The sequence below is a fragment of the Streptomyces sp. R-74717 genome (genome assembly GCF_047305335.1).
Lineage (GTDB): Bacteria > Actinomycetota > Actinomycetes > Streptomycetales > Streptomycetaceae > Streptomyces > Streptomyces atratus.
In genome coordinates this window covers 1,722,601-1,742,788 of sequence record NZ_CP102361.1, presented here as the reverse complement: position 1 = coordinate 1,742,788, position 20,188 = coordinate 1,722,601, and the positions used below count along the sequence as shown (strand labels likewise).

Genomic DNA, 20,188 nt, shown 5'->3' with positions numbered 1-20,188 from the left:
CCGGCCCCCGTCCCCCGCATGTGGGGGACGGCCGGACGTGGCGTCAGGTCAGCAGATCCCGCACGGAAGCCTTCATACGGGTCACGAACGCCTCCCGCACCGGCTCCGCCACCCGGTGCAGCGAGAGATACGGATTGAGGTCCTCCAACTCGACGAGCAGCAGCTCGCCCGCCGCGGTCCGGCAGGCGTCGACCCGCTGGATGCCATGGCCGAGACTGTTCCACTCCACGAAACTCCGGGCGAACTCCAGATCCGCCGCGCTCGGCTCGTACGGCTCCAGCACCCACCGCTGCTCCGGATGCGGTGCGTACAGCGCGTACTGGAAGTCGCGGTCGATGAAGTAGAACGACACCTCGTAACGGAAATCGATCCGCGGCTGGACGAGCAGCGTGCCGTCCTCGCTCGCCGGCAGCGCGGCCTCCCGTATGAACCGCAGCCCGACCGAGTCCGCCCCCAGTTTCGGCTTGACCGCATACTCCGCGGCCGCGGGCAGCAGCCCCAGATCCGCCGCCCGGTCCACCGTGGGGATCACCGGATATCCGGCCCGGCTCAGATCGACCAGATACTGCTTGCCCGCCATGTCCCCGCGGCCGTGCAGCGGGTTGTAGACGCGTACGCCCAGTTCCCGCGTCCGCGCACGGAACGCGTCGTACGCCTCCTGGTAGTGCAGCACCGGACCGCTGTTGCGTACCACGACCGCTTCGAAACCGTCGAGCAGCGCGGCGGCGTCCCGGGGGTGGCAGAGCGCGACATCGAATTCCTCGCGCAGCCGCGACGTCAGAAAGATGTCCTCGTCGCAGTAGCGGCGACCACGGGCCTCGTAGGAGAGGTCGGTGACGAAGAGGACGGACGGGCGCGGGCCGGCGGGCATGGCGTTCCCCCATGAGGTGTGTCGGCGGACGGTGGACCAACGACGTCGACGGCGTTGCCCGGCACGGACCCGGAGGTGATGAGGTCCGCCCCGAACGAGTCGACCGCATCGCAATCGCCGCCACTGCCCGACATTCTCACGCCGGCCGCGGCCGATCCCAATCCGGGCGGTGACCCGGATGCGGCCGGAGATGCCGGGGCGCGCGAACGGGCGCTCCCTGCATCCGTGCAGGAGTGATCAGCGGATGGGGCGCCCGGAGATCGCCCGCGCGATCACCAGCTGCTGGATCTCGCTCGTCCCCTCGAAGATCGTGTAGATCTCGGTGTCGCGGTACATCCGCTCGACGGGATGCTCCCTGCTGTACCCGGCGCCGCCCAGGATCTGGATGGCCTTCTCCGTCGCGGACACCCCGAGTTCGCCCGCGCGCTGCGGGGGAGGTGCGGGCGGCTCACCAGGAGCTGCCGGGGTGCACCGGCAGCCGGGGGTGGTGGGCGGCGAGGATCTTGTTGGCGCGGGCCAGCTCGGCGAGTGCCTGCTCGCGGTCGGCCTGGTCCTCGACGCAGAGCCGCGGGCCGCGGAACCTGCGCACCTCGCGTGCTGCGCATTCGGCATCGAACTCCGCCTCCACGATGTGCGGCGGGATGCAGGACCCGATCAGCGCGGCGACCCGGTCCGGGATCGGCACGGGGACGAGGAGGTGCGAGGCGGTCATGGGGCGTTCCCTCTCGGATGGTTGGCCAGGAGGCGGTTCTCGGCGCGGCCGCCGGGTGGGCGGCCGGCTTCTCCATGTGTACGGGACGCACTTCCGGGTTTCTCGTTGAGAACGTCTCCGTGTGGCAACCGTTTGGGAGTGACCGGCTATTTCCCGTTACGGGTAAGTAAGTTGACTCCGCGTGAGGAACGTGCTCGGGTCGGGATCCGCGCTGCGCCGGTCAGAGTGGTGTGTCGTCGCCGCGGGCGCGCAGCCGCATCGCGCGGAGCACGGCCTCGGTCGAGAACCGGGACTCGGGGTCGACGAGTTGCTCGCCGAAGATGGATTCCAGATTGCGCATCCGGTAGCGGACGGTCTGCGGGTGTACGTCGAGCAGCTCGCCCATCTGGGCTGCGGTGCCACGGGTGTCGAGCCAGATCCGCAATGTCTCGGTCAGCCGCTCGCGCCGATTGGCACTGATACCGGCCATCGGGGCGAGTTCACGCCGTGCGAGCTGGTCCAGGAGGACCGGGTCGGAGAGGAGCCACAGGGTGATGAGGTGGTCCGCGCAGAGAATGACGGGTGCATCGTCGATGACGCCTGCGTCGACGAGTTCGAGCACGCGACGGGCCCAGCGGATCGAGTCCGAGGCGAGGGCGGTGGGAACGGTCAGGCCGATTGCGGCGCGGGCACCCGGGAGCGCGTGATCGAGCATGCGTCTTCGCATCTCGTCGAACGGTCCCGGGATCAGTAAGTGCGGCTGCGGGTCGGTGAAGTCGACGAGGATGTCGCGGTCGGCGCCGAGCCGCCCGAGGTCCGCCGAGTGGCGCACCGCAACGAGAGTCACCTCGTCTGGCAGCACCCAGCCGGTCCGCTCACAGAGTTCGGCGATGGCGGTACGGGGCACGGGCCGGCCGGCGAGTACCAGATGCAGCAGACGCCGCCGAAGAGTGTCCGTGTGGTCGCCGGAGGCCGCCCGGACCTCCAAGTAGCCCTCGCGGGACAGTGCTTCGAGCTCATCGACGTACGAGAAGAGGGCGTCGGCGAAGGTGAGCATCATCGTGGGGGAGAGGTTGTAGCGCCGGCCCACCTTCTTGGCCCGGCGCAGCGCGATCCGGGCGCCCAGTCGGTATGCGCCCTGCAACTGGTCCAGGCTGCGCCCCTCGTACGCCTCGAACCTGCCGAACCTGCGGCACATCTCGTCGCGCAGTGCGGAGGGAGCGGCCGGCTCGGCGACCTGGTCCACGAAGACGGAGATGCTCTGCTCCACGCCGACCCGGATGCCCTGGCCGTAGGGGCCGTCGAGCAGTCGCGCATACTCGGGGTAGGCGCGCGTCACCTCCAGCCCGATCTCCTTGATCAGGCTGGGGAGTTCGGGCCGCACGATCGCGGCGAACTCCTGCGGCAGCGGTCCCAGTGGTTCTCCGAGGTCCGAGGGCTGTACAACTCCCGGCATGCCTGCATCCCTTGCTCTCCGGCGCCCGATGGGTGGTGGGCCGTGGGAGGAGCGCTCCCAAGCCGTCAGGTGCGTACCAATGTGGGCTGCTGAAGATAGTCCAAGCAGAGGCGCGTGGACACAGTCGTGACAGCACGAGATGCAAGGGGCACGTATCGCCGTGCCGGGTCCGGGCCGCACGTGCCCCGGGACGGCCGGAGTTCCGGCGGCCGGAGCGGGCCCGCAATCAGGTTCGGCGCGGGGTGACAAGAAATTCCCGGAGCGCCGGGGAATCCTTGTACGGCCGTCACCTGTAATGGAGAGCGAGTCGCGATCGGTATTCCGATGGTAATTCGACTGTGCGGGCGCGGCGAAGTCAAGGGCCCTCGCTCCGGCGACCGCGCAGCGCGCCGGCCGGGACTGGCATCGTCTCGTAGTAGTGGTCGTGACGTGGGGCGTTGCCGGGTGGTCCGGTCGCCGACCGGCCGATCCGACGGGTGCGCGCCGCACCACCGTCGGGCCGGAACTACTCACTTCCGGATAAGAACCCATGAGCCCGTACTCGCCCCGGAACAAATTATTGAGCGACGAGGGTGCATTCGGAGATTCTTCGTCCCGAGTGTTGCGAAGCAACATTACTCGCCCGTAGCGTCTTCGCCGAACGCAAGTGGTCGCGCAGTCGGTCAGGTCGGACTGCCACTTCTCTGTCCTGTGACCCGGCCCCGGAGTTCCGCCCCATCCGGCCGGAGGCGAGTCCCGGCACCGGGTCACACATCCTGAAGGGATACGGATCCGTGAACACCCTTGCACGCAGAGCCGCAGTCGTAACCGCCGCCCTCGGCGCGGCCATCGGAATGACGGTGTCGTCGGCCTCGGCCGGTGCCGCCTCGTCGTGGTCGGTCACGCCGTCGGGCGCCTTCACCGCCCATGCCGACGGCCCGACGCTGGACGTGCCGCTCGCGTCCCTCTTCTGCGATTCCTCCGACGCCGGCGGAACCCTTCTGGCGAGCGACAGCGACGGCCTTGGAATCGGTGACATCAACACCATCAAGTTCAACACGTGTGATGTGGCCGGAATCTCCTTCACCGTCACCATGAAGGCGTCCCCCTGGAAGATCGACGCCCTGTCGGTCGACTCCGCGAACCCGAACAGGGTCAAGGGCAATGTCAGCTCCATCTCGGCCCACGTCTCGGGGGTCGGCTGCAGCGCCGACTTCACGGGAACGGTCCACGGCTACTACGACAACAGCGCAGGTGACCTGGTCATCGACGGCACCGGAAACAACCTCGTCGCCTCGAACGCCAGCTGCCTCGGCCTCATCACCAACGGCGACGTCGCCAGCTTCAACGCGTCGTATCACGTGACCATGACGTCGACGGGCACGTCCCCGGTGATCTCCACTCCGTAATACGTGCCGTGAACAATACGTGCGGTGAACATGGGCCGGGCCGTAGGTGCGCAGATTCTGCCGCCTTCGGCCCGGACCGTTCAATGTCCCGGCGCCGTGGGCACGGCGCCGTACAAGGCAACACGCTGGACGGCAGGAAGCAGAGGACAGGGCCGACATGACCGTAGAGACACCTGTATCCGCCGGCAGACGGTCCGTACGCCTGGCCTCGGTTGCGGCGGCCGCCACGCTGGCGGGGCTGCTGTCCGGTCCCGGATCGGCCGCAGACCAGTCGGATGCCGTTGCCGCGGTGTCATATGACTGCCAACTGCCCTCCGGCCCCGAGCAGGTGTCGGTGGAGGTGCGCGCGGACTTTCCGGAATCCGGAGAGGTGGGCGTGGAGATGAGTCCGCATGACGTGAGTATCACGGTGGAACTGGCGGGCACCGACCTTGCCTCGCTCCTGCCGTCCGACGCCACCACGGTGGTGAGTTCGGCGACGCTCGATGTCGAGGTGGCGCAGAACAATCAGGCGGCCCAGGCGCAGTGGACGGACTTCGCTTCCCCCGCCACGTCACTGACCGCCGACGAGGACGTCCGGCTGGTCCATGCCGGACAGGTCCCCTCGGTCACTGCCGGTGCGACGGGCGATGTCACGTTCACCGCGGGGAAGCTGACACTGGAACTGCACGTCGCCGCCGACGGGCAGAGGACCGAGGCCGATCCCGTCGTCCTGCAATGCGAGAGGGGCGCAGAGGAGTCAGGGCGCCTCGGCGCGGTCCCGGTAGTGGGTGAGGAGCCATCGGGAGCACCGCAGACCACGAAGCCGGGCGAGCCCGGAGACGGGAGCGGCGAGAAGAACAACGCCATCACGGTGACGCCGCAGGACGAGCCGGCCGAGGACCCGGCCAATCCGTGTCCGGTCGACCCTCCCGTGGGCGAGATGGACACCAGCGACGCGCCGAAGCCTGCCCCGGGCGCCGACCTCGTCGTGCGGGACCTGCCCGGGGTCTACCCCGGTTGTGCGTACGCCGTGGGGGTGGCCAATGTCCGCAAGCTCAATGGCGCGATGATCATCAATGATCCGGCGAAGAAGCCCGCGCTGATCAGCGTCTACGCGAACAAGCGGTCGTCGACCCGTCGGCCGACACAGGCAGGGGGAGCGTTCACCCAATTCGACTCGATCGGCAATCTCAAGCTTCCCGACGCCGAGTCCACCTTCCTGACTTTCGGGTTCCAGCCGGTCTCCGCCAAGGTGGAGTTCGAGAACGGACCCTTGACGATCTCTACGGGAACCGCGATCCCTCATCCCCCCGTACGGGAGAACTTCGCGGTGGCTTCCTTCAAGCAGTCCTTGAGGCTGTACGACGTGAAGGTGAACGGTGTCGCCCTGGATGTGGGGAACGACTGTCGGACCGCTTCCCCCTTCAAGGTCGTTCTTCGCGGAGATTTCACCAAGGATCCGAAGTACACGAATGTGCTTCAAGGCGGCTTGATGAGCGGCGTGGTGACCATTCCGGCGTTCTCCGGCTGCGGAACAGGTGGTGAAGACCTTGACTCTCTGTTCACTGCCTCCATCTCTGGTCCAGGAAACGCGATCATCATGAATCAGGGCACCACCTGTATTCCCATTGAGCCCTCGACCATCTGTCCGGCGACCATGCCGGTGATTCCTGGCGCAAAGCCGTGAAGCGTCCGTCCGCGATGCGCTCGTACGCCCCGGTGGGGCCACCTCCGCCAGGAGCGTGACCCCACCGGGGCGTTGGGTACGGCACGGGCAGTGGCTAATGGGCCGCCGAGTGCCAGTACTGCGACAGCAGCTTGCCCGCGTCGGGGGCGACGCTGCCGGGGTTGTTGATCGTCGCGACGTACGTCTGGGCGTTGTTGAGGACCACGTTGTTGTTGCCCGAGGCGGACGGCAGCCCGGTCTTCAGGTTCACCGCCCAGTTGAGCAGGCCCAGCCCGCAGCCACTGGCCCCCGGGACCGCGTACGTCGTGTCGGTCTGGTTGGCGCCCACGAGGCTGATCCGGCCCATGGGGCCGGTCGCGTCGGTGGTGCCGTCGCCGGCGAACTGCTGGGTGCTGATGGCCGGGCGCGTCAGGTTCTGCGGGCGCAGCAGGATCGGCTCCGAAGCGGAGCCGATGTAGCACGAGTTGCCGAGGAACGGGTTCTCCAGGTGGATACGTACCGGCAGCGTGATGATCGGCTTTCCGGTGGTGGTTCCGGCGAGGAGCTGGAAGTCGCTGGGGCTGTTGACGGACTCGATGGTGGCGATCACCCGGTTCAGAGTGTTGTCGGTCAGCTGGTTGCAGATGCCGGTGATCACGGGAATGTCGCTGGGGCACATCAGGCCGAGGAGCCCGCCGGGGATCTGCGCGGAGTCGGCGACCAGCGCGCCGCCCGGAGGCGAGACCACGGTCGCCCCGCCGCCCGGATGCGTGACCACCCCGACCTGGAGGTCGCTGGCGCCCACCGGCACCACGGTGTTGCCGAGCTTGATGGAGCCGCTCGCCGAGTGTGAGGAGACGCAGACGGCGGTGTCGGTCGCCCCGTCCGCGGCCAGCATGGCGGGAGCGTCCACCGGACAGCGGGTGAAGGGCGCCCAGTTGCCGTTCAGGCTCGTGGCGGCGGTGGCCGACCCCATGGACGCGAAGGCGGCAAGTGCGGTGAACGAGGCCAGCAGCCCCACGCGCGCCCGGTTCGAACCAGATCTCATGTCTTCCCCTTTTTGAGGCAGCCGTCATCGAGGCGGCCCCGGTGAGTCCGGAGTTGCTCGGTCTGCCTGCGGCGCCCCGAAGCAGGCATGGTTCGGTCATGGCGTGAGGGGTGCGCAGACCATAGGTGTGCGGAATGCGGGTGCCGGGGTCCGGAGCGACCAATGCCGGTTCGGACTCCCCATTCACCGAGCCGTGAGGTTACTGGCGAGAAACACTGGCGCACAATCCCGCCGTTTGAGAATCTGCCCGCGAATGCGACTTCTCGTCCGCGGGTGAGTACGGCGCAAGGAGACCTTGTCAATCGGTGCGCATGGCCCCAGGACGGAACTCGACGGCGGCGCGACTCGTGACCTATACGGAATTCGGTCTCCCGCTTGTGTGTTCACGCCGGTCCGTGCGGTCGTCGGGCGGTCGGCCGTGATCGCTGAGATCTCGCCACCAGGGCTGAGGAACTTGTCACTTGCCGCTAAATTCCCCGGGGCTCCTGCTCAGACAATGCAAAGAACTCGACGGCTCTGAGCGGGCTCGCGAAAACTTGGAGAACTGGTATTGCGGGCCAGGTTACTCAGCCGTAACGTCGCCCTCGTCGGCAGCTCGGGCGGTGCGTCCGGAGATTGCTCACCCGTCAGAAAGGAACTCTGTCGTGGCCCCCCACGCCGGGATTCCCTGCACGGGAGCACCCAGTCCCGTACCTCCAGGCGGGGCGGTGTTCTCACTCCGGGGCCCCGCGGCTCCGGCCCTCTGGGTCGTGCGGCTCCAGCCTGCACCGACTGTTGCGAATGCGCAGTTCTTTACAAGGTATGAGTGAAAGTTTGTCACTGGATGACAAGTGGGTCGGTCGTTCATGAATTGGCTGTTCAAGGGCTTGTCCTGGCGGTGTCGGTGAACTTAACGTGCGCCCCTCGGCGCACTTCTGTCACTTCGTGAGCGCATGCAGGAGGTGGGATGGGAATCGAAGTAGTGGTCGAAGGCCTTACCAAGTCTTTCGGCAAGCAGAACATCTGGCAGGATGTGTCGCTCACGCTCCCCGCCGGCGAGGTCAGCGTCATGCTCGGCCCGTCGGGTACGGGAAAGACTGTCTTCCTCAAATCCATCATCGGCCTGCTGAAGCCCGAACGCGGTCGCGTCCTCATCAACGGCGTCGACATGGTGAACAGTCCCGAACGAGACATCATGGAGACCCGTAAACTCTTCGGGCTCATGTTCCAGGACGGTGCCCTTTTCGGATCGATGTCGCTGTTCGACAACATTGCCTTCCCCCTGCGCGAGCACACCCGGAAGAAGGAATCCGAGATTCGCCGCATCGTCATGGAGCGGATCGACATCGTCGGGCTTCTCGGTGCCGAGGGGAAGCTGCCCGGTGAGATCTCGGGCGGCATGCGCAAACGGGCCGGTCTCGCCCGTGCGCTCGTCCTGGACCCGCAGATCATCCTCTGCGACGAGCCGGACTCCGGACTCGACCCCGTCCGCACCGCCTACCTCTCCCAGCTCCTCATCGATCTGAACGCGCAGATCGATGCCACGATGCTGATCGTCACCCACAACCTCGACATCGCGGCGACCGTCCCCGACAACATGGGGATGCTGTTCTGCCGCAACCTCGTCACCTTCGGGCCGCGTGAGGTACTGCTCACCAGCGACGTGCCGGTCGTCTCCCAGTTTCTCTCCGGACGCCGCGAAGGCCCCATCGGCATGTCCGAGGAGAAGGACGCCGCCACCCTCGCCGCCGAGCAGCTCAACGGCAACGGCAACGGTTACAGCTCCGCCCCGCGGACCGTCGTACCGCAGCTGGAACCCTCGCCCGGGATGCCGGTCCGCCAAGCCGCCCTGCGCCGCCGGGAGCGGGTCCTCGGCATGATGGGCCAGCTCCCGGAGGCCGCCCGTACGGCCATCATGAACAGCTACACCCCGGCCGCCGGCGGTGCACGCCCGTGACGGCCGAGATTCCGGTGCGGCCCCCCGAGCCGCCCGCCACGGATGCGACGCCCCTGCAGCAGACCCCGGTGCAGAAACAGCCGACCAGGCTGCTCGCACCGCTGCGCGAGACCGGGAAGCTGTTCGCGCTCGCCCTGTCCGTGACCCGCTCGGTCTTCCGAAGACCTTTCCAGGTAAGGGAGTTCATCGAGCAGTTCTGGTTCATCGCCAGCGTCACCATCCTGCCCGCGGCCCTCGTCTCCATCCCGTTCGGCGCGGTCATCGCCCTCCAGGTCGGCTCGCTCACCGAGCAGCTCGGCGCCCAGTCCTTCACCGGCGGCGCCAGTGTCCTCGCCGTCATCCAGCAGGCCAGCCCACTCATCGTGGCGCTGCTCATCTCGGGAGCGGGCGGATCGGCCATCTGCGCCGACCTCGGGTCCCGGAAGATCCGCGAGGAGCTCGACGCGATGGAGGTCATGGGTGTCTCGCCCATCCAGCGCCTCGTCGTCCCGCGCGTCCTGGCCACCATGTTCGTGGCCGTCCTGCTCAACGGCCTGGTCTCCGTCGTCGGTACCCTGGGCGGCTACTTCTTCAACGTGATCATGCAGCACGGGACCCCCGGCGCGTACCTGGCCAGCTTCTCCGCCCTCGCCCAGCTGCCCGACCTCTACATCAGCGAGTTCAAGGCGCTGATCTTCGGGTTCATCGCGGGCATCGTCGCCGCCTACCGCGGGCTGAACCCGCGCGGCGGTCCCAAGGGCGTCGGCGACGCGGTCAACCAGTCCGTCGTCATCACCTTCATGCTGCTGTTCTTCGTGAACATGGTCCTCACGGCGATCTATCTCCAGATCGTCCCCGCGAAGGGGAGCTGAGAGAAGATGTCCATGCTCGGCTGGCTGGATCGCTCAGGCGATCAACTCACCTTCTATCTGCGCGCGTTGATCTGGATCCCGCGGACCCTGCGCCGCTACCTCAAAGAGGTGCAGCGCCTCCTCGCCGAAGTCGCGTTCGGCAGCGGCGGCCTCGGTGTCATCGGCGGAACCATCGGCGTGATGATCGCGATGACGCTCTTCACGGGGACGGTCGTCGGTCTCCAGGGGTACGCGGCTCTCAACCAGATCGGCACCTCCGCCTTCACCGGCTTCATCTCCGCGTACTTCAACACCCGTGAGATCGCCCCGCTCGTCGCCGGACTCGCTCTGTCCGCCACTGTCGGCGCCGGCTTCACCGCCCAGCTCGGAGCGATGCGGATCAACGAAGAGGTGGACGCACTCGAAGCGATGGGCGTGCGATCCATGCCCTACCTCGTCACCACCCGGGTCATCGCGGGAGTCGTCGCGATCATCCCGCTGTACGCGATCGGGCTGCTCTCGTCGTACGTCGCGTCCCGTTACGTCACCGTCCTGTTCAACGGACAGTCGGAGGGCACGTACGACCATTACTTCAACCTCTTCCTCTCTCCGGACGACGTACTGCTGTCGGTACTCAAGGTGCTGATCTTCAGCGTGATGGTGATCCTCGCCCACTGCTACTACGGATTCCGGGCCGAGGGCGGGCCCGCCGGGGTCGGTATCGCCGTCGGGCGGTCGGTGCGCAACGCGATCGTGCTGATCAGCGTCACCGACTTCTTCCTCTCGCTCGCCATCTGGGGCGCCACGACGACCGTGAAGGTGGCCGGATGATGAACCCGCAGACGGTACGCCGCCGGCTCGCCGGAGTCAGCTTTCTGCTCGTCCCCGCCGTACTCGTGTGGGTGTCGGTCGCGGTGTACAACAAGGACTTCACCCACGACGCCACCGTGACCGTACGGACCGGGACCGTCGGCAACGAGATGCACGACAACGCCGATGTGAAACTGCGCGGCGTCGTCGTCGGCCAGGTCCGCAACATCGCGGCCGATGGGGACGGGGCCCGGCTCACCCTCGCCATCCAACCCGACAAACTCGACCGGATCCCGGCCGACGTCACCGCCCAGATGCTGCCCACCACCCTCTTCGGGGAACGGTTCGTGGCACTCGTACCGCCGGAGATTCCCTCCGCGCAGTCGCTGAACGCGGGGGCCGTCATCCCTCAGGACCGCTCCAGCAACGCCATCGAGCTGGAACAGGTCCTCGACAACGTCCTGCCGCTGCTCACCGCCGTACAGCCACAGAAGCTCTCCGCGACCCTCACCGCCGTCTCCCAGGCACTCGAAGGGCGGGGCGACAAGCTCGGCGAGACCCTCGTCACGCTCGACGCCCACCTGAAGAAGCTCAACCCCCAACTGCCCGAGCTCAACGCCGACATCAAGGAACTCGTCAAGGTGAGCACCGTGTACGCGGATGCGGCACCGGACGTTCTCGACGCGCTCACCGACTTCACCACCACCAGCGGCACCCTCGCCGAACAGCAGGCCGGGCTCGCCGACCTGTACGGGTCCACGACCGCCTCCGCCCAGGACGCCACCACCTTCCTGCGGAAGAACAAGGACAACCTCATCCGGCTCTCCGCAACAGGCAGACCGACGCTGGAGATCCTCGCGAAGTACTCGTCGGAGTTCCCCTGCACCCTGCGCACCATGGCCGGGTTCGTCCCGGCCATGGACAAGGCACTCGGCAAGGGCACCGATGAACCCGGTCTGCACGTCACGCTGAAGACCGTGCCCTCCAAGGGGAAGTACGTGGCCGGGAAGGACACCCCGGTCTACGACGCGACCGGCGGACCGCACTGCTACTCGCTGCCCTACATCGGCAACACCGTGCCGACCGCGGACGCCCGTGCGGGGGCCGGCCAGGACACCCGGGCGGATTCCGCGCCCGGCGCCCCCGAAGAAGTGGCGGCAGCCGACGCGTCCCTCGGCATGCCCAACTCCCCGCAGGAGAGCCGGCTCGTCAACGAGCTGGTGGCTCCCTCACTGAAAGTCCAGCCGCAGGCCCTGCCCGAGTGGAGCAGCGTGCTCATCGGTCCGGCCTTCCGCGGTGCGGAGGTGAAGCTCAAGTGAAGCGCCGCTCCCTCGCCGGGCCACTCGCGAAATCGATCGTCTTCATCCTGGTCACGGTCCTGGCCACGACCGTGCTGGCCCTGTCCATCGCCAACACGGGCGTCGGCAGCACCGCTGCGTACAAAGCCCGGTTCACCGACGCGACCGGACTGATCGTCGGCGACAGCGTCCGGATTGCCGGGGTCAAGGTCGGGCAGGTCGAATCCATCGAGGTCGCCGACAGGCGGCTCGCCGAGGTCGGCTTCAGCGTCCAGAAGGGCCGGAAGCTCCCGGCGTCTGTGACCGCGTCCATCAAGTACCTCAACATGGTCGGCCAGCGGTACATCGACCTCGACCAGGGGGCGGGCCCGGTCGGCGAGAGCTTCACCGCCGGCTCGACCATTCCGCTCTCCCGCACCACCCCGGCACTCGACCTCACCCAGCTCTTCAACGGTTTCCAGCCGCTCTTCGAAGGGCTCTCCCCGCCGGACGTCAACGAGCTCGCCGGCTCCATCGTCCAGGTGCTCCAGGGCGAGGGCGGCACCGTCGACAGCATCCTGCAGCACGTCGGCTCGCTGACCGGCACCGTCGCCGCCAAGGACAAGGTGATCGGCGAGGTGATCAAGAACCTCAACACGGTCCTGAAGACCGTCAACGACCGCGAGGCCGGCTTCAACGACCTCGTCGTCACCCTTCAGAAGCTCGTCACCGGCTTCTCCGGGGACCGCAAACCGCTCGGCCGGGCGGTCACCGCGATGGGCGCGCTCACCACCGTCACCGCGGACCTGCTCAACGAGGGCCGGGGGCCGCTCAAGGACGACATCAAGCAACTCGGGCGCCTCTCCGACCGGTTGGCGGACAACTCGCCGAAGATCGAGAACTTCCTGGAGAAGACCCCGGCCAAGATGGCGGCGATCAGTCGCCTCGCCTCGTACGGCTCATGGCTCAACCTCTACCTCTGCGAGGCCAGGATCAGCGGTGTGACGACCAGCGACGGCAGCACACCGCCCACCGGCATCGAGATCACCCAGCCGAGGTGCCTGTCATGAGAATCAAGCCCGTACGGGAACGCAACCCCGTCGCCGTCAGCATCGTCGGCCTGCTCGTCCTGGCCTTCGTCGGACTCGCCGCCTACCGCGCCGACTCGCTGCCCTTCATCGGCAGCGGCACGACATACAGCGCCGACTTCACCGAATCGGCCGGCCTCGCCGACGGCGACGAAGTACGGATCGCCGGAGTGAAGGTCGGTGAGGTCACCGGGATCTCCCTCGACGGCGCCAAGGTGAAGGTCACCTTCCGGGTCAAGGACGCCTGGATCGGCAACTCCAGCACCGTCGGCATCGCCATCAAGACACTGCTCGGGGAGAAGTACCTCGCCGTCGACCCGCTCGGCAACGCCCCGCAGGACCCGCACGAGCGCATCACGGCGAGCCGCACCACATCCCCGTACGACGTCACCCAGGCGTTCAACGGCCTCGGCGAGACCATCGGGGAGATCGACACCGCACAGCTCGCCAAGAGTTTCGAAACGATCTCCGCCACGTTCAAGGACTCCCCGCCGGACGTGAAGAGCGCCGCGAACGGGCTCACCGCACTCTCCAGGACCGTCTCCGAACGCGACGCCCAGCTCGCCACCCTCCTCAAGGGCAGCAAACAGCTCACCAAGACCCTCGCCAACAAGAAGAGCAGCTTCGAAACCCTCCTGGAGGACGGCAATCTGCTCCTCGGCGAGATTCAGGCGCGCCGCGACTCCATCCATCTGCTGCTGACCGGCACCCGCGATCTGGGCACCCAGCTCACCGGGCTCGTCGCCGACAACAACAAGCAGCTGAAGCCCACGCTCAACGCGCTCGGCCGGGTCACCGCGGTCCTGCGAAAGAACCGCAAGAGCCTCGACAAGGTGCTGTCGCTCGCCGGGTCGTACAACAGGCTCGTCGGCAACACCCTCGGCAACGGCCGCTGGTTCGACAACTACGTCTGCGGTGTCGTTCCGAAGAACTACCTGCCCGCCGACACACCACCGGCGACCGGGTGTATGCCTCCCAAGCAGGAAGGCGGCAGCTGACATGAGACTCACGCGCATCGTCGGTATCGGCGCCGGACTTGCCGTCCTGGCCGTCGCGGCCACCACCGGGGTCATGGCCCTGGACGAAGAAGGAACGACGACTGTCACCGCGTACTTCGACCAGGCCACCGGTGTCTACGCCGGATCGGACCTCCGGATCCTCGGTGTGAAGGTCGGCACCGTCGATTCGGTGAAACCGCGCGGCAAGGAGGTCAAGGTCGTCCTGCGCGTCGACAAGGGCATCAAGGTCCCCAAGGAGGCGCACGCCGTCGTCGTCGCGCCCAGTCTTGTCGCCGACCGGTACATCCAGCTCGCACCCGCCTACAACGGGGGAGCGGTCCTGGCAGACGGTGCCGAACTGCCCGCAGCGAACAACGCGACGCCGGTGGAGGTGGACCAGTTGTACGAGTCCATCACCGAACTCGCCGGCGCGCTGGGACCGGATGGGGCGAACGCGCAAGGAGCGTTTGCCGGGCTCCTCGACACCGGGGCGAAGAACCTCAAGGGCAACGGCAAGGACATCGGGGACTCCATCGAACAGTTCGGCAAGGCCACGAAGACCCTCGACAAGAGCAGTGGGGACCTCTTCGACACACTGTCCTACCTGCAGACCTTCACCACGATGCTGAAGGAGAACGACGGCAATGTGCGCGCCGCCGAGCAGCAGCTGAACTCCGTGACCGGCTTCCTGGCCGACGACAAGAAGAACCTCGGTGCCGCGCTCAAGGAGCTGGGCACCGCACTCGCCCGGGTCAAGACCTTCATCCAGGACAACCGCGGGGCACTCAAGAAGAACGTGGACGCCCTGGTACCGCTCACCCAGACCCTCGTCGACCGGCGGGCCTCGCTCGCCGAGTCCCTCGACACACTGCCGCTCTCCGCGGGCAACGTCATCAACGCGTACGACCCGACGAACCGGACCCTCAACGGTCGGACCGACCTCAACGAGCTCAGCATGGGCGGGCCGCTCACCGAATCCACGGTGAGTCTCGACGGACTCTCCCCGGTGACCGCCGAACGGCAAAAGACCCTGCCCTCGCTGCCGCTCCCGGCCGTGGGCACCGTCTACGGCACGCCGGAGGACACCCGGACAACGAAGAACAACGAGAACAAGGGGGCGAACCGATGAGCCGTACCCTCCGCAGACCCGGAGCCCTCGCGACCACCGGTGCCGCCACCCTGATCGCCTTCGGCCTCTGCTGCGTCCTCGTCGTCAGGGGCTGCGAGCCAGCGCGATTCAGCGGCATCGAACAGCTGCCGCTGCCCGGTGGCGCGGACCTCGGAGACCATCCGTACGAGATCACCGCCGACTTCGCGGACGTACTCAGCCTCGCCCCGCAGTCCTCGGTGAAGGTCAACGACGTCTCCGTCGGTCGCGTCACCAAGATCTCCCTCGCCCCGGACAGCTGGCAGGCCAGGGTCACCATGCGCGTCAACGGGAAGGTCGGACTGCCCGCCAACGCGTACGCCCACCTGGAACAGTCCAGCCTGCTCGGTGAGAAGTACATCCAGCTCTCATCACCCGCGACCGGCACCGCCCGGGGCACACTCACCGACGGTGCGAAGATCCCGCTCACCCGCACCAACCGGAACCCCGAGGTCGAAGAGGTCCTCGGCGCCCTGTCGATGCTCCTCAACGGCGGCGGCATCAACCAGCTCAAGACCATCACGACCGAACTCAACAAGGCGTTGGCCGGGCAGGAACCACAGATCCGGTCCATGCTCAGCCGCGTCGACACCCTCGTCACCAACCTTGACGACCACAAGAAGGACATCACCGAGGCACTCGACGGCGTCAACCGGCTCTCCACCACCCTCGCCACCCGCAAACAGGACGTGGGCAAGGTCCTCACCGGGCTCAGCCCCGGGATGAAGGTCCTGGAGAAGCAGCGCGGCTCGCTCCTCACCATGCTGCGCGCACTCGACACCCTTTCCACCGTCGCCGTCGACACCGTCAACAAGAGCAAGGCGGACACGATCGCCGACCTGAAGGCCATCGCCCCCACGCTCAAGGCGCTCGCCGACTCGGGCAACGACCTGCCGGACTCCCTCCAGGTGCTGCTCACCTACCCGTTCACGGACGAGGTGCTGCGCGGTGTCAAGGGCGACTACCTCAACGTCTACCTGGACATGACCGCCGCCCCCGGGACACAGATCATCCCGGCCTACGACCCGGACGCCGGCACGGCGACCGGAACGCCGGCAACGGCCAGGTCGGCCGGCCCGGGACTGCCACTGCCGCTTCCCTCGGTCACCACTGAGGGAACGACCACGACCACGCCGTCCGGAACGCCTTCCCGGGAGCCGTCCCAGAGGCCTTCGGACAAACCGTCGGACATGCATTCGGCCTCGGAGGGGAGCCACGGATGATCACCCTCGCCATCCGGCTGAAGAACATCTCCTTCCTGATCATCGCAGTGCTGGTGCTCGGCTATCTGGGTGTCCGCTACGCCGACCTCGGCCACTACATCGGCATGCGTGACTACTACACCGTCAAGGTCCAACTCGTCCGGACCGGAGGACTGTTCACCCACTCCAACGTCACCTACCGGGGGGTCTCCGTGGGCCGCGTCGGCCCGATCGAACTCACCGACGACGGTGTGGAGGCCGAGCTGCGCATCGACAAATCCGCACCCCCCATCCCCGACGACCTGAAGGCCGTCGTCGCCAATCTCTCCGCCGTCGGCGAGCAGTACGTCGACCTGCGGCCGACCCGCACCGACGGGCCCTACCTGGAGAACGGCTCGGTCATCGACCTGGCCGACACCACCGTCCCGGCACCGGTGACGAATGTCCTCACCAGTGTCAACGACCTCGCCGGTTCCGTCGACCTGGAGTCGCTGCGGACCGTGGTCGACGAGTTCGGCACCGCGTTCGGCGGGCGCGGTGACGACCTCCAGGTCCTCCTGGACACCGGCAGCGAATTCGTGCAGGCGGCCGACGACGCACTGCCCACCAACACCAAGCTGATGGCCGACGGCGAGATCGTGCTGCGCACTCAGGCCGAACAGGGCGAAGCACTCAAGGGATTCGCCTCCGGGGCCAAGGAGCTGGCAGCTCAGCTCAAGGGCTCCGACACGGACCTCCGCAAGCTGATCGCCGCCGCGCCCGATGCGACCGAGCAGATCAGCGGAGTGCTGCACGATCTCGACCCCGGTTTCGGGATCGTCGTCGCGAACCTCCTCACCACGTCCGAGCTTGCCGTCACCCGGCAGCGCGGAATCGAGGAGCTCCTCGTGAAACTGCCCGCGGTCGCCGCGGCCGGTGCCAGCGCCGTGGACGAGGACGGCGCCCGGTTCGGTATGTCGGTCACCTTCTTCGAACCGCTGCCCTGCACCGCCGGGTACGGCGGTACGACCTATCGCAACGGTCTCGACACGACAACCGGTCCCGAGGTCAACACCAAGGCGCGCTGCACCTCCTCACCCGGCACCGGCATCAACGTACGCGGCAGCGCCAACGCGCCGAAGGGCCCAGCCGTACCCGAACCCGCCAAACCGGGCTCCATGCTCCTGGGCGCCGACGCGGGAGGCACGCTCCCGGGCGCACTCGGGGCCACGGCGAACACGTCACCCGCCACGAACGGCATGGCCGGGCTGCTGGGACTGGAGGCCGGCGAGTGAACTCCCGTACCAGGGGTCTCATGGGCTGGGCGGTCGTGCTCGCCGCCGTACTGATCTGCGCCTTCGGCGTCTCGTCGTACACACAGGCGCGTGGCGACGACACCCTCGCGTACGCGAAGAGCCGCGACGCGGCCCTGGCAGCGGGCAAACACCATCTCGCCCGGCTGAACAGTCTGAACGGCAAGGACGCCACGAGCGTGGACGCGGGGCTGCGGCAGTGGCTCGAGGTCTCCACCGGGCCGCTGCACGACCAGCTGAAGCGGACCCGGAGCAAGGATACGAACGACCTGAAGAAGAGCGGCAGCACGGCCCGCGGCACGGTCACCGACATGGCGCTCACCGCGCTCGACGAACGTGCCGGTACGGCAGAGCTGATCGCGACCGTCGATGTCCGGATCACACCGCGCACCGGCGCGGCCGGCACCGAGCGCAAACGGTTCGAGGCCACGCTCGCCCGTACTCCGGACGGCTGGAAGGTCAAAGCACTCACCGCGATTCCGGTGGGTGCCGCATGAGGCATGGGGGAGGACGGCGATGGTGAGCACCGAGGAGAAGACCGAAGCCGGGGTGGAGGAGCCGCAGAGCCCGGAGACCACCGGGGACGAGCCCGACGAGGCCGGGGAGTCCGGGTCCACCCGCCGCCTGCGGCGCACCGCGGTCGTGCTGCTGGTCGTCGCCCTGGTCGTGACGGGAGCCGGATTCTTCGTCCGGGCCCAGCAGTTGAGGGACACTCCCGCCACTGACAATCTGGCGCTCAGCGACACCGGGACGACGACCCGCGTCGTGGGCGACGTGAGCAGCGCACTGGGCAAGGTCTTCTCGTACGGTCCACAGGACACCGCAGGCACCAAGGAGTCCGCGAAGCAGCTCCTCGGCGGAAAGGCGCTGCGGCAGTACGCGGCACTGTTCGGCCAGGTCGAGAAGCAGTCCAGGGACCAGAAGCTGACCCTCACCACGCATGTCGTACGCGCCGGGGTCAGCCGGCTCTCCGGCACCAGCGCCCATCTTCTCGTCTTCCTCGACCAGGTTTACGAGCGCCGTGGCAAGCCCGCCACCACGGCGGCCGCCCAGCTCTCCGTCACCGCCGAACTCCGGGACGGGAACTGGCGAATCGTGGACATCACCTCCAGATAGCCAGGGCCGCAGCCACAGTCCATCGGACATCCACCGCTCAGCTCAGCCGGCAAGGGAGAGACAGCAATGGCACGGGTACGGACGACGAAGAATCCGCTGGTGGTGGCGGTGATCGTGCTGACGGCCCTGGTGGCCGGCAGCGCGGCCTGGGGCGGTTGGTCCTGGTACGGGGCCGCGCACGACGACTCGGCCGGCTACGGGCAGACCCGCGACGACGCCCTGGCGGCGGGCGAGCAGGCCGTGCAGAACCTGAACACGCTCGACCATCAGAAGCTGGACCAGGGTCTGGACAGGTGGGAGGACTCCACCACCGGCGATCTGCATCAGCAACTCGTGGACGGACGCAGCGGGTTCGAGAGGCAGATCCAGGAGGCGAAGACCGTGAGCACCGCCAAGGTGCTGTCCGGTGCGGTCACCGAACTCGACGACCGGACCGGGAAGGCATCAGTGATGGTGGCCTTGCGGATCACCGTGACGGCACCGAAAGGAAAGCCCGCGGTGAAGGAGAGCCGGATGCTCGGCCGGCTCACCCGCACGTCCGAGGGGTGGAAGCTCAGTGCCCTCGGTCAGGCGCCGGTCGGGAACACGGCCGGCTGAAGCCACCCGGTTCCCATCCGATCCATTCCATCACCGAGAGGAACTCCGGACATGTCGACGACCCGCCACCTCGTGAACCGTCAGCGCCGGTTGGCGACCGTGGCCGCCGCGGAGCGCACGACCGCATCACCGCGAAGGAAAGGGCGGACCGGCGAGGACGAGCAGCAGTCCGTGGTCACGCCGGACCTCGAGGAGTCATCGGATTCCCGCGACGCAGAGCAGACGGAGGAAGAGGAGGCGGACGAGGCGCGGGGTGAACCGCCGCGCACCATGCCCCGCCTGCGGATCCGGCTCCCTGTCGTGCTCTGCGCACTCACCGTCCTCCTCGGCGCCTTCGCCGCCTGGTCGTTCACCGCGGCCGACGGGCTGCGCGGCGACGCGAGCCGCCGGAACACCGCGCTCACCGACATCGGCCGTACCAGTGAGGTGAAGGGACAGATCTCCGAGGCGGTCGGTGCGGTCTTCTCGTACAACTACGCCGCCACCGCCAAGTCCGAGCAGGCGGCGCGGACTTACCTGGTCGGCAAGGCCGTTCAGCAGCACAAGGACATGCTCGCGGAGGTACGGGCGCAGGCACCGAAGCAGAAGCTCGTCCTCACCACGACCGTCACCGAGAGCGGTGTGGAACTCCTCGACGGCGACCGGGCCCGGCTGCTGATCTTCGCCGACCAGAGCAACACCCGTACCGGCAAGTCGGACGAGACGACCTACGCGGCGGCCATGTTCGCCGTGGACGCTGTTCGCCGCGGCCACACCTGGCGGATCTCCGCCATCGATACGTTCACCCAGTGAC

General features: G+C 67.5%; 19 protein-coding genes and 1 pseudogene. 15 read left to right on the top strand and 5 right to left on the bottom strand.

What is annotated here, in order from left to right:
- Window positions 1–43 precede the first annotated feature (43 nt).
- The 4 genes and pseudogenes from NRF20_RS07845 to NRF20_RS07830 form a co-directional block, all read right to left on the bottom strand.
- Window positions 44–871, bottom strand: coding sequence for a hypothetical protein (locus tag NRF20_RS07845; RefSeq protein WP_413752280.1), 828 nt, complete (start codon window positions 869–871; stop codon window positions 44–46).
- Window positions 872–1,108: 237 nt separating this feature from the next.
- Window positions 1,109–1,297 (bottom strand): annotated as a pseudogene (locus tag NRF20_RS07840) (acyl-CoA dehydrogenase family protein); the annotation flags it as partial.
- A gap of 22 nt (window positions 1,298–1,319) precedes the next feature.
- Window positions 1,320–1,583, bottom strand: coding sequence for a hypothetical protein (locus tag NRF20_RS07835; protein ID WP_398630706.1), 264 nt, complete (start codon window positions 1,581–1,583; stop codon window positions 1,320–1,322).
- Between the two features lie 220 nt (window positions 1,584–1,803).
- The gene (locus NRF20_RS07830) at window positions 1,804–3,018 is read right to left on the bottom strand and encodes a helix-turn-helix domain-containing protein (protein ID WP_398630707.1); all 1,215 of its coding nucleotides are present in this window, start codon (window positions 3,016–3,018) and stop codon (window positions 1,804–1,806) included.
- 773 nt (window positions 3,019–3,791) lie between these two features.
- On the opposite strand from NRF20_RS07830, the gene NRF20_RS07825 reads away from it, so the two are divergent.
- Complete coding sequence (locus NRF20_RS07825; RefSeq protein WP_398630708.1) at window positions 3,792–4,406, top strand: hypothetical protein; 615 nt, start codon at window positions 3,792–3,794, stop codon at window positions 4,404–4,406.
- A 157-nt stretch (window positions 4,407–4,563) separates the two neighbouring features.
- On the top strand, window positions 4,564–6,075 hold the full coding sequence (locus tag NRF20_RS07820) for a DUF6801 domain-containing protein (protein ID WP_398630709.1): 1,512 nt from the start codon (window positions 4,564–4,566) through the stop codon (window positions 6,073–6,075).
- A 94-nt stretch (window positions 6,076–6,169) separates the two neighbouring features.
- Here the strand turns inward: NRF20_RS07820 and NRF20_RS07815 are convergent, their stop codons facing one another.
- Window positions 6,170–7,102, bottom strand: coding sequence for a hypothetical protein (locus tag NRF20_RS07815; RefSeq protein WP_398630710.1), 933 nt, complete (start codon window positions 7,100–7,102; stop codon window positions 6,170–6,172).
- A 946-nt stretch (window positions 7,103–8,048) separates the two neighbouring features.
- Between NRF20_RS07815 and NRF20_RS07810 the strand changes: the two genes are divergently transcribed.
- The 13 genes from NRF20_RS07810 (at window position 8,049) to NRF20_RS07750 (ending at window position 20,187) form a co-directional block, all read left to right on the top strand.
- Window positions 8,049–9,038, top strand: coding sequence for an ABC transporter ATP-binding protein (locus NRF20_RS07810; RefSeq protein ID WP_398630711.1), 990 nt, complete (start codon window positions 8,049–8,051; stop codon window positions 9,036–9,038).
- Window positions 9,035–9,889 (top strand): MlaE family ABC transporter permease, encoded by an 855-nt coding sequence (locus tag NRF20_RS07805; protein ID WP_398630712.1) that lies wholly within the window; start codon window positions 9,035–9,037, stop codon window positions 9,887–9,889. Before NRF20_RS07810 ends, NRF20_RS07805 begins: the two co-directional genes overlap by 4 nt.
- Before the next feature lie 6 nt (window positions 9,890–9,895).
- The gene (locus tag NRF20_RS07800) at window positions 9,896–10,699 is read left to right on the top strand and encodes an MlaE family ABC transporter permease (RefSeq protein WP_114247782.1); all 804 of its coding nucleotides are present in this window, start codon (window positions 9,896–9,898) and stop codon (window positions 10,697–10,699) included.
- The gene (locus tag NRF20_RS07795; protein WP_398630713.1) at window positions 10,699–11,997 is read left to right on the top strand and encodes an MCE family protein; all 1,299 of its coding nucleotides are present in this window, start codon (window positions 10,699–10,701) and stop codon (window positions 11,995–11,997) included. The genes NRF20_RS07800 and NRF20_RS07795 overlap by 1 nt, the downstream gene beginning before the upstream one ends.
- On the top strand, window positions 11,994–13,025 hold the full coding sequence (locus tag NRF20_RS07790) for an MCE family protein (protein ID WP_398630714.1): 1,032 nt from the start codon (window positions 11,994–11,996) through the stop codon (window positions 13,023–13,025). The genes NRF20_RS07795 and NRF20_RS07790 overlap by 4 nt, the downstream gene beginning before the upstream one ends.
- Window positions 13,022–14,041 carry an MCE family protein gene (locus tag NRF20_RS07785; protein ID WP_413752279.1) on the top strand — a complete coding sequence of 340 codons (1,020 nt, stop codon included), beginning with the start codon at window positions 13,022–13,024 and terminating at the stop codon, window positions 14,039–14,041. The genes NRF20_RS07790 and NRF20_RS07785 overlap by 4 nt, the downstream gene beginning before the upstream one ends.
- 1 nt (window position 14,042) lies before the next feature.
- Entirely contained in the window at window positions 14,043–15,170 is a 1,128-nt protein-coding gene (locus NRF20_RS07780) for an MCE family protein (protein ID WP_413752278.1), read from the top strand.
- Window positions 15,167–16,411: an MCE family protein gene (locus NRF20_RS07775; protein ID WP_398630717.1), complete on the top strand. Its 1,245-nt coding sequence runs from the start codon at window positions 15,167–15,169 to the stop codon at window positions 16,409–16,411. Before NRF20_RS07780 ends, NRF20_RS07775 begins: the two co-directional genes overlap by 4 nt.
- Entirely contained in the window at window positions 16,408–17,664 is a 1,257-nt protein-coding gene (locus tag NRF20_RS07770; protein ID WP_413752277.1) for an MCE family protein, read from the top strand. The genes NRF20_RS07775 and NRF20_RS07770 overlap by 4 nt, the downstream gene beginning before the upstream one ends.
- Window positions 17,661–18,179 carry a hypothetical protein gene (locus NRF20_RS07765; RefSeq protein ID WP_413752275.1) on the top strand — a complete coding sequence of 173 codons (519 nt, stop codon included), beginning with the start codon at window positions 17,661–17,663 and terminating at the stop codon, window positions 18,177–18,179. Before NRF20_RS07770 ends, NRF20_RS07765 begins: the two co-directional genes overlap by 4 nt.
- A 19-nt stretch (window positions 18,180–18,198) precedes the next feature.
- On the top strand, window positions 18,199–18,798 hold the full coding sequence (locus tag NRF20_RS07760) for a hypothetical protein (protein WP_398630720.1): 600 nt from the start codon (window positions 18,199–18,201) through the stop codon (window positions 18,796–18,798).
- Window positions 18,799–18,864: 66 nt separating this feature from the next.
- Entirely contained in the window at window positions 18,865–19,395 is a 531-nt protein-coding gene (locus NRF20_RS07755; protein WP_398630721.1) for a hypothetical protein, read from the top strand.
- A 51-nt stretch (window positions 19,396–19,446) separates the two neighbouring features.
- On the top strand, window positions 19,447–20,187 hold the full coding sequence (locus NRF20_RS07750) for a hypothetical protein (RefSeq protein WP_398630722.1): 741 nt from the start codon (window positions 19,447–19,449) through the stop codon (window positions 20,185–20,187).
- Window position 20,188: the final 1 nt, after the last annotated feature.